Origin of the sequence: Kocuria subflava (genome assembly GCF_012163155.1) — a bacterium.
GTDB classification, from domain to species: domain Bacteria; phylum Actinomycetota; class Actinomycetes; order Actinomycetales; family Micrococcaceae; genus Kocuria; species Kocuria subflava.
In genome coordinates this window covers 1-1,373 of record NZ_JAAVUN010000075.1, presented here as the reverse complement: position 1 = coordinate 1,373, position 1,373 = coordinate 1, and the positions used below count along the sequence as shown (strand labels likewise).

At 62.0% G+C, this 1,373-nt stretch carries 2 protein-coding genes; one reads left to right on the top strand and one right to left on the bottom strand.

Annotated elements, in window-relative coordinates; genetic code table 11:
• Window positions 1-163 precede the first annotated feature (163 nt).
• Window positions 164-742, bottom strand: a complete 579-nt coding sequence (locus GTW58_RS13005; RefSeq protein WP_119933842.1) for a TetR/AcrR family transcriptional regulator — start codon at window positions 740-742, stop codon at window positions 164-166.
• 73 nt (window positions 743-815) lie between these two features.
• On the opposite strand from GTW58_RS13005, the gene GTW58_RS13000 reads away from it, so the two are divergent.
• Window positions 816-1,220 carry a VOC family protein gene (locus tag GTW58_RS13000; protein ID WP_119933841.1) on the top strand — a complete coding sequence of 135 codons (405 nt, stop codon included), beginning with the start codon at window positions 816-818 and terminating at the stop codon, window positions 1,218-1,220.
• Window positions 1,221-1,373 lie beyond the last annotated feature (153 nt).

Sequence of the window (1,373 nt, the reverse complement as noted above, 5' to 3'; positions counted from 1 at the left end):
CGACATGATCTGACCAGTCTCCCTGCCCGCAACCACGGGCGACAGGACGACTCCCAGAACCACCGGACCTACAAAACGGGGTCAGCCCAACCGCGCTTACGTCGCGAACGACGAGCCGGCCACCGCGGGCTCCACCACTATGCGGAACTCAACTCGGTGTGGGTCAGGCGGCGTAGGCGTTGAGGAGCTGGTCGAGGGCGGCGTGTGCCTCAGCTCGTGCAGCTTCGGGATCGGCATGCTGCGCGATCCAGAGGGCTGCCTCGTTCATGGCGCCCGACAGATGTGCGGCGGTAACGTCCACGAGAGCTTCGGTCACGTGGACGTTGCGTAGGGCTTCGCGCAGATGTGTGACGGAGTTTTCGTCGTCGAGACGGCGCCACTCCTGCCAACCCACCACCGCTGGCGCGTCGACGAGGAGGATGCGCACGAAGGAACTCGACGTGATCGTGTCCAGGAACGCGTGCGAGCCTGCCCGGAGCCGGGATGAGGGCGACGGTGGCGCGCCCTCGGCTGCGGCCACGACTGCTGCGGCCACCTGGGCTTGAAGCCTCGCCGCCACTGCACTGAACAGCCCCTTCTTGTTCAGATAGTGATGGTAGATCGCCCCTCGCGTAACGCCGGCGTCTTGTGCGACGTCATCAAGAGAGACGTGGGCATAGCCACACGTGGCGTACAGCGTGGATGCCGACTGAAGGATCCGTTCGGCTGTCCGAGCAGCATCAGCAGCTGAAGCGCGGGGCATGAGGTTCCTTTACGTACCTTGTGTATGTATAGTGGGGTGAGTTACGTTCCCAGTGTATGTAAGGAGAGAGTTGATGCCGGTCACCAGTTTCTACCCCGTGCTCATGTCAGACGACGCCCCTGCTGCAGCATCGTTTTACCGTGAGGCCCTCGGCTTCGAAGTGACGTTCGAGTGCGACTGGTACGTCAGCCTGAGACTCGACGCCTTCGAGCTAGCGATCCTGGCTCACGACCACGAGACCATCCCGGAGGGCTACGGCGCACTGCCACGAGGCGTGATCGTGAACCTAGAAGTCGATGACGTCGATGACCTCCATCTGCGCCTTTCGCATGCGCGCGTTGAGATCGTCCAGCCGCTGCGCGATGAAGCCTTCGGGCAACGACACTTCATCGTTGCAGCCCCCGACGGTGTCCTCCTGGACGTTATTCAGCCGGTACCACCCACCGAGGAGTACGTAAGCGCATACGTTCAGGCATAGCCCTCATCCGAAGCGGGGGAAGACTTCCTCAAGCTTGCTACCCGGGGCCCCAAAGGGGACTGATGCACGAGTAGGTGTCTCATTGACCTGACCTATGGCTCGGTTTCCAGTTGACGTCGCTAGTCGATGGTCTTCATGGAAGGCTCTTCGCAT